General features: G+C 61.0%; 10 protein-coding genes. All 10 read right to left on the reverse strand.

The features are described 5' to 3' along the window. Positions 1–7 precede the first annotated feature (7 nt). Positions 8–367, reverse strand: coding sequence for a hypothetical protein (locus KBW98_RS19000; protein WP_211521733.1), 360 nt, complete (start codon positions 365–367; stop codon positions 8–10). A gap of 168 nt (positions 368–535) precedes the next feature. Then, positions 536–958: a F0F1 ATP synthase subunit epsilon gene (locus KBW98_RS19005; RefSeq protein WP_211521734.1), complete on the reverse strand. Its 423-nt coding sequence runs from the start codon at positions 956–958 to the stop codon at positions 536–538. 29 nt (positions 959–987) lie between these two features. Continuing rightward, complete coding sequence (gene atpD, locus KBW98_RS19010; RefSeq protein WP_159699287.1) at positions 988–2,391, reverse strand: F0F1 ATP synthase subunit beta; 1,404 nt, start codon at positions 2,389–2,391, stop codon at positions 988–990. A gap of 42 nt (positions 2,392–2,433) precedes the next feature. Next, positions 2,434–3,309 carry a F0F1 ATP synthase subunit gamma gene (gene atpG, locus KBW98_RS19015; RefSeq protein WP_211521735.1) on the reverse strand — a complete coding sequence of 292 codons (876 nt, stop codon included), beginning with the start codon at positions 3,307–3,309 and terminating at the stop codon, positions 2,434–2,436. A 56-nt stretch (positions 3,310–3,365) separates the two neighbouring features. Beyond that, positions 3,366–4,907 (reverse strand): F0F1 ATP synthase subunit alpha, encoded by a 1,542-nt coding sequence (gene atpA / locus KBW98_RS19020; RefSeq protein ID WP_211521736.1) that lies wholly within the window; start codon positions 4,905–4,907, stop codon positions 3,366–3,368. Between the two features lie 76 nt (positions 4,908–4,983). Then, positions 4,984–5,517, reverse strand: a complete 534-nt coding sequence (locus KBW98_RS19025; protein WP_211521737.1) for a F0F1 ATP synthase subunit delta — start codon at positions 5,515–5,517, stop codon at positions 4,984–4,986. 2 nt (positions 5,518–5,519) lie between these two features. Next, the gene (locus KBW98_RS19030; protein ID WP_211521738.1) at positions 5,520–5,990 is read right to left on the reverse strand and encodes a F0F1 ATP synthase subunit B; all 471 of its coding nucleotides are present in this window, start codon (positions 5,988–5,990) and stop codon (positions 5,520–5,522) included. Positions 5,991–6,067: 77 nt separating this feature from the next. Beyond that, complete coding sequence (gene atpE, locus KBW98_RS19035) at positions 6,068–6,313, reverse strand: F0F1 ATP synthase subunit C (protein WP_211521739.1); 246 nt, start codon at positions 6,311–6,313, stop codon at positions 6,068–6,070. 87 nt (positions 6,314–6,400) lie between these two features. After that, positions 6,401–7,240 (reverse strand): F0F1 ATP synthase subunit A, encoded by an 840-nt coding sequence (gene atpB / locus KBW98_RS19040; protein ID WP_211521740.1) that lies wholly within the window; start codon positions 7,238–7,240, stop codon positions 6,401–6,403. 2 nt (positions 7,241–7,242) lie between these two features. Continuing rightward, positions 7,243–7,581 carry an ATP synthase subunit I gene (locus tag KBW98_RS19045; RefSeq protein WP_211521741.1) on the reverse strand — a complete coding sequence of 113 codons (339 nt, stop codon included), beginning with the start codon at positions 7,579–7,581 and terminating at the stop codon, positions 7,243–7,245. Positions 7,582–7,945 lie beyond the last annotated feature (364 nt).

The following is a 7,945-nucleotide window of genomic DNA, read 5'->3' on the forward strand; positions in this document are numbered from 1 at the left end:
ACACCCCTCAAGGCATCCGCGCCGACGCCAAAAACACCCACATCACCGTAATGATGACGATCCCCGTCACCGTCACGCACGACCAGGTAAAGAACCACGCCGACAACACCGTCGCCTGCATCACCCGCTCGAACAGCACCCCCAGCGTGAAATCGCAAGCCGCCAGCACCGACCAGCGCCGCATGTACAAGGGCAGGTAGCGGCTCATGCGCTGGTTATGCTGGCGCACCGCATGCCGTTCGTACAGATCGCGCGCCGTGTTCACGTCGCGGAACAGCCAGTCGAAGAACAGGAAGCGGTACAGGGTGCGGCCGAACGACGCTTCCTGCGGCGCGGCGTGCTCTTCGCGGTATGGTGGAGTGGCCATGCTTGACTCATCGGTGACCGTGCCCGGGCCGGCACCAGCCCATACTAAGCCCGAATCCGCCGCAGCCACGGTGCGCCGGGTAACAGTGCACAGGTATCGTGACAATCGGACTTGCCAATAAAAAAGGCAGCCCGGAGGCTGCCTTTCTTTGCTGCTGCACGAAGGGACTTAACGGCCCTTCGAACGCAGCTTCTGGATCGCTGCCAGCTGCGCGATCGCCGCGGCCATTTCGGCCTGGGCTTTCGCGTAGTCGATCTTCGATTCCTTGTTCAGCATCAGCTCTTCAGCCTGCTTCTTGGCTTCCAGTGCCTTCGCTTCGTCCAGGTCGCCACCGCGGATCGCGGTGTCGGCCAGCACGGTCACGCCGTTCGGCTGCACTTCGAGGATACCGCCGGCGACGAAGACGAACTCTTCGCCACCGCCGGCCACCTGGATCCGCACAGCACCCGGCCTGATGCGGGTGATCAGCGGGGTGTGCTTCGGGTAGATACCCAGCTCGCCCGATTCACCCGGCAACGCGACGAATTCAGCCTGGCCGGAGAAGATCTGCTCTTCGGCCGAGACCACGTCCACTTGAATAGTGTTTGCCATGTCTGTCCTTCAGGTTTTGAGAAGTCAGCTTAGGCAGCCAGCTTCTTGGCTTTCTCGATTGCTTCCTCGATGGTGCCGACCATGTAGAAGGCCTGTTCCGGCAGGTGGTCCAGTTCGCCCGACGCGATCATCTTGAAGCCCTTGATCGTGTCTTTCAGCGAAACGTACTTGCCCGGCGAGCCGGTGAACACTTCAGCGACGTGGAACGGCTGCGACAGGAAACGCTGCATCTTACGAGCGCGTGCGACGACCAGCTTGTCTTCCGGCGCCAGTTCGTCCATGCCCAGAATCGCGATGATGTCGCGCAGTTCCTTGTAGCGCTGCAGGGTGCCCTGCACGGCGCGCGCGGTGTTGTAGTGCTCTTCACCGACGACCAGCGGGTCCAGCTGGCGCGAGGTCGAGTCCAGCGGATCCACTGCCGGGTAGATACCCAGCGAAGCGATGTCACGCGACAGAACGACGGTCGAGTCCAGGTGGGCGAAGGTGGTGGCAGGCGACGGGTCGGTCAAGTCATCCGCAGGGACGTACACGGCCTGGATCGAGGTGATCGAGCCGGTCTTGGTCGAGGTAATACGCTCTTGCAGGCGGCCCATTTCTTCGGCCAGGGTCGGCTGGTAGCCCACCGCCGACGGCATACGGCCCAGCAGTGCCGACACTTCGGTACCGGCCAGGGTGTAACGGTAGATGTTATCCACGAAGAACAGAACGTCCTTGCCTTCGTCACGGAAGGCTTCCGCCATGGTCAGGCCGGTCAGCGCGACGCGCAGACGGTTGCCCGGCGGTTCGTTCATCTGGCCGTAGACCATCGCCACTTTCGAGTTGGTCGGGTTTTCCAGGTCGACGACCTTGGCGTCCGCCATCTCGTGGTAGAAGTCGTTACCTTCACGGGTACGCTCACCCACGCCGGCGAACACGGACAGACCCGAGTGCGCCTTCGCGATGTTGTTGATCAGTTCCATCATGTTGACGGTCTTGCCGACGCCGGCGCCGCCGAACAGGCCGACCTTGCCGCCTTTGGCGAACGGGCAGACCAGGTCGATCACCTTGATGCCGGTTTCCAGCAGGTCGGTCGACGGCGACAGCTCGTCGTAGGCCGGCGCATCGCGGTGGATCGACGCCATGCGCTCGTGGCTGACCGGACCGCATTCGTCGATCGGGTTGCCCAGCACGTCCATGATGCGGCCCAGGGTCGGGGTGCCGACCGGGACCATGATCGGGTTGCCGGTGTTCTGGATGATCATGCCGCGGCGCAGGCCTTCCGAGCTGCCCAGTGCAATGGTACGGACCACGCCGTCGCCCAGCTGCTGCTGGACTTCCAGGGTCAGTTCCGAACCTTCCATTTTCAGTGCGTCGTACACTTTCGGCATGGCGTTACGCGGGAATTCCACGTCGACCACGGCGCCGATACACTGAACGATTTTGCCATCAGCCATTTTCGTTCCTTCAGATATAGTTAAATTCTTGTGCTTTGATCGTCAGACGGCTGCTGCGCCGGAAACGATCTCGGAGAGTTCTTTGGTAATCGCAGCCTGGCGGGTCTTGTTGTAGACCAGCTTCAGGTCGCTGATGACACTACCGGCGTTGTCGCTCGCTGCCTTCATCGCCACCATGCGCGCCGATTGCTCGGACGCCAGGTTCTCGGCCACGGCCTGGTACACCAGCGCCTCGACATAACGCACCAGCAGCTCGTCGATGACGACTTGCGCTTCCGGTTCGTAGATGTAGTCCCAGCTGATACCGCCGGCTTCCTTTTCCAGGTGCTTGGCCGGCAGCGGGAGCAGTTGCTCGACCATCGGTTCCTGCTTCATCGTGTTGATGAACTTGGTGTAGCACAGGTAGACAGCGTCGAGCTTGCCTTCCTGGTACGCGTCCAGCATCACTTTGACCGGGCCGATCAGCTTGTCCAGGTGCGGCGTATCGCCGATCTGGGTCACTTGCGAGACGACCTTCATGCCCATGCGGTTCAGGAAGCCCAGGCCCTTGTTGCCGATGGCAACCGCTTCGACCTTGTTGCCCGCCTGTTCCATCTCGCGCGCCTTCTGCGTCACCTGGCGCAGCACGTTGGTGTTCATGCCGCCGCACAGACCCTTGTCGGTCGTGACGACGATGAAACCCACGGCCTTCGCCTGCACGTCCTTGGCATGCGCCATGAACGGGTGCGTGTACTCCGGGTTTGCGCCGGCAAGATTGGCGGTGATGGTACGAACCTTGTCACTGTAGGGACGGGCGGCGCGCATACGATCCTGCGCCTTGCGCATTTTCGATGCGGCGACCATTTCCATCGCCTTGGTGATCTTCTTCGTATTCTCTACGCTCTTGATCTTGCCACGAATCTCTTTGCCTACTGCCATGAGTCCTTACTCCTTCCACGCGCCGGCGCCGCCTTCAAGGCAGCGCCGGCCCGAGATTAAAATGCGCCGGATTTCTTGAAATCAGCAATGGCGGCGGCCAGCGCAGCTTCGCCGTCCTTGTCCAGTTGCTTGGTTTCGTCGATCTTCGACAGCAGGGAAGCGTGGCTCGACTTCAGGAAGTTGTGCAGACCGTGCTCGAACGGCAGCACTTTCTTGACTTCGATGTCGTCCAGGTAGCCTTTGTTGACGGCGAACAGCGATGCGGCCATCAGCGAGGTCGGCAGCGGCGAGAACTGCGGCTGCTTCAGCAGTTCGGTCACGCGTGCGCCGCGGTCCAGCTGCTTGCGGGTCGACTCGTCCAGGTCCGATGCGAACTGCGCGAACGCAGCCAGTTCACGGTACTGCGCCAGGTCGGTACGGATACCGCCCGACAGGCCCTTGATGACCTTGGTCTGGGCTGCGCCACCGACGCGCGACACCGAGATACCGGCGTTGATCGCAGGACGGATACCGGCGTTGAACAGCGAGGTCTCCAGGAAGATCTGGCCGTCGGTAATCGAAATCACGTTGGTCGGAACGAAGGCCGAGACGTCGCCCGCCTGGGTTTCGATGATCGGCAGTGCGGTCAGCGAGCCGGTCTTGCCGGTCACGGCGCCGTTGGTGAACTTCTCGACGTAGTCGGCGTTCACGCGTGCTGCGCGCTCGAGCAGGCGGCTGTGCAGGTAGAACACGTCGCCCGGATACGCTTCGCGGCCCGGCGGACGGCGCAGCAGCAGCGAGATCTGGCGGTAGGCGACAGCCTGCTTCGACAGGTCGTCGTACACGATCAGTGCGTCTTCGCCGCGGTCGCGGAAGTATTCGCCCATCGCGCAGCCCGAGTAGGCCGAGATGTACTGCATCGCTGCCGATTCCGAAGCGGAAGCGGCGACCACGATGGTGTACTCCATCGCGCCGTGCTGTTCCAGCGAGCGGACGATGTTCTTGATGGTCGATGCCTTCTGGCCGATCGCGACGTACACGCAGGTGACGCCCTGGCCCTTCTGGTTGATGATCGCGTCGACAGCGACAGCCGATTTACCGGTCTGGCGGTCGCCAATGATCAGCTCACGCTGGCCACGGCCGATCGGCACCATCGCGTCGATCGACTTGATGCCGGTCTGCATCGGCTGCGAGACGGATTCACGGGCGATGACGCCCGGCGCGATCTTTTCGATCGGGGCGGTCAGGGCGGTATTGATCGGACCCTTGCCGTCGATTGGCTGGCCCAGTGCGTTGACCACGCGGCCACGCAGTTCCGGACCGATCGGCACTTCCAGGATGCGGCCGGTGGTCTTGACGGTGTCGCCTTCCGAGATGTGCTCGTAGGCGCCCAGGATGACGGCGCCGACGGAGTCGCGCTCGAGGTTCATCGCCAGGCCGAAGGTGTTGCCCGGGAATTCGAGCATCTCGCCCTGCATCACGTCCGACAGACCATGGATGCGGCAGATACCGTCGGCGACGGAGATCACCGTGCCTTGATTGCGAACGTCAGCGGTTGCTTCGAGGCCCTGGATCCGGCTCTTGATCAGTTCGCTGATTTCAGATGGGTTAAGTTGCATGCTTGCTAACTCCAATAATGTTTTTTGATGCGTAGGGCAAGGGCGGGACGCCGGCGAGTGCTATCGCGATACGCGCTTACGACACCAGCGCAACATGCATCTGTTGCAGCTTGGCGCGTACCGAGGTATCGAGCACTTCGTCACCGACGACCACGCGCACACCACCGATCAGCGAAGGATCCACTGTTACCGTTGGGTTCAGCTTGCGGCCAAATTTCTTTTCCAGCGTGGCAACCAGCTGCGACAGCTGGTCAGCCGAGATCTCGAACGCGCTGTAGATCGTGGCGTCGGCAGCGCCTTCGCTCGCGTTCTTCAGGGCGGCAAACTGGGCGCTGATCTCGGGCAGCAGGTTGATGCGGCCGTTTTCAGCCAGCATCGCGATAAAGTTCTTCGCTTCGGCGTTCAGCGGCGACTTGACCAGGGACGCAATCGTGTCCGCCAGCTGTGCGTGGGTGAGGTTCGGGTTGCTGGCGAAGGCCTGCACTTCGGCGTTCGCGCCGATCTGGCCGAGCTCCGAAGCGATGGCCGACCACGCGGCCATGTCGCCGGATTGGGCGACACGGAACAGCGCTTCGGCGTAAGGGCGGGCGACGGTTGCGAGTTCTGCCATGATCAGAGCTCGGTCGACAGTTTCGACAGCAGGTCGGCGTGGGCCGCTGCGTTCACTTCGCGCTTCAGGATCTGCTCGGCGCCCTGGACGGCGAGGGTCGCCACCTGGCCGCGCAGTTCTTCGCGGGCACGGGTCACTTGCTGGGCAGCGTCGGCCTGGGCGGCGGCGACGATACGGGCTGCTTCTTCCGAAGCGGTGCGCTTGGCTTCTTCGATGATGGCTGCGGCGCGCTTTTCGGCGTCGGTGATGCGCTTCTGGACTTCGTCACGGGCGCCAGCCAGTTCGGTCTGCACGCGCTTTTCGGCGGCGGCCAGGTCGGCCTTGCCACGGTCGGCGGCGGCCAGACCATTCGCGATCCTCTGTGCGCGCTCGTCGAGCGCTTTCATCAGCGGCGGCCACACGAACTTCATGGTGAACAGCGCCAGGATGAAGAAGACAGCGAACTGTGCAAACAGGGTTGCATTAAGGTTCACGGTATTTTCCCTCTTACAGAAACACGGATGCCGAACCAGGAACTGGTTCGGCTATTCAAGACGTCAAGCCGCGGGTCTTAGACTGCGGTGAACGGGTTGGCGAATGCGAACAGCATTGCGATACCAACACCGATCAGGAATGCCGCGTCGATCAGACCAGCCAGCAGGAACATCTTGGTCTGCAGGGTGTTCATCAGTTCAGGCTGACGTGCCGAAGCTTCGAGGTACTTACCGCCCATGATTGCGATACCGATACATGCGCCGATAGCGCCGAGGCCGATGATCAAACCGCAAGCCAGTGCAACAAAAGAAACGTCAGTCATGATTACTCCAAAAAGTTAATTTAAAAACTAGATTAAAAACTACAACTTCGTTACAACCACTATCTTGTTCGATGCTTGCGGCGCCGATCAGTGGCCTTCATGGGCCTGACCGAGATACACCAGCGTCAGCATCATGAAGATGAATGCCTGCAGGAACACGATCAGGATGTGGAAGATCGCCCAGATCGAGCCAGCGATGACGTGGCCGATGAAACCGAACACCGTAGCGGTCGAGCCCAGCAGTGCGATCAAGAGGAACAGCAGCTCACCGGCGTACATGTTGCCGAACAGTCGCATACCGAGCGACACCATTTTTGCTGCGTATTCGATGATGTTCAGGAGCAGGTTGAACGGCGCCATCCAGATGCCGAACGGTGCTGCCAGCAGTTCGTGGATCCAGCCGCCGAAGCCCTTGATCTTGATGCCGTAGTAGAGCATCAGGGCCAGCACGCCCAGCGAGATGCCGATGGTGCCGTTCAGGTCGGCGGTCGGGACCACGCGGTGATACGGGAACAGGTGTTCGACGCCCAGCAGGCCGAACAGCGCGGAGAACAGGTCGACCGGCAGGAAGTCCAGCGAGTTCATCAGGGCGACCCAGACGAACACGGTCAGTGCGGCCGGGGCGATGAAGCTGCGGTCGCCGTGGACGATGGCCTTCGACTGGTCTTCGACCATTTCGACCAGCATCTCGACGGCAGCCTGGAAGCGGCCCGGCACGCCCGAGGTGGCGCGGCGCGCGGCCATCCACATCAGCAGGCAGCCGATCACGCCCATGGTGACGGACCAGAACACGGTGTCCATGTTGATGACGCTGAAATCGGCGACGAAGTCCTGGTGCTTGTTCGACAGGTGGCCGAGGTGGTGCTTGATGTATTCTGATGCGGTGGGCGCGTGGTGTGCTGCGCCTTCTACGGTTGGAGTCGCCATTGTCAGTGCCTAAATAATAAGAATATGTAACTCTTCAGTGCCACGATGAACCCGCCCAGCAGGGCCAGCCAGTTCAGATCGCGGTACAGCCACGCCACCGCTCCCAGGAGCGCCAGCGTCATTGCAATCTTTATAAATTCCCAGATGAAAAATGTGACGGGGTTGGCCCCGCCCACTTTCGTTGATGCGGCAAACAGGCGTACCGCCATAATTCCGTTGGGCACGACACAGCACAAACCGCCCAGTACTGCCGAAAACATCGCAGGCCATCCCCCCAGCAGTGCGGCGACGAAGCCAGCAACTACCGTTGCGATCAACTGCAGGGAAACGATGCGCAGCATATTTTTCTAGTCTCGCGCCCGCGCATATGGACGATTTGCGATGTGGTAATTACATGAATCAGCGGGATTATAAGTGGTTATACGGACATGAGTCAAACGATTCGCAACTTATAACTCGCGCGTAAAGATGACGCAATTGTCACAAACCACTGGAAGATTGTGCAATCTTTTCAGTTACTTAAGTGCGGGGGACTGCTGACCCTTGAGTTAACAATCTGTGGGTTTTATACAAGACTTGCGGCACGCTGGGGCGGTGCGGACCTTGTTTCTCTGATAGGGGAAGTTTCTGCTGGGAAGCGAGGTATGCATGGGCTGGTTGGACGCGGGGGGGGGGGGGGCCGGCGCCCCCCCCCCCCCCCCCCCC

The sequence above is a fragment of the Massilia sp. ST3 genome, assembly GCF_018119405.1.
Lineage (GTDB): Bacteria > Pseudomonadota > Gammaproteobacteria > Burkholderiales > Burkholderiaceae_D > Telluria.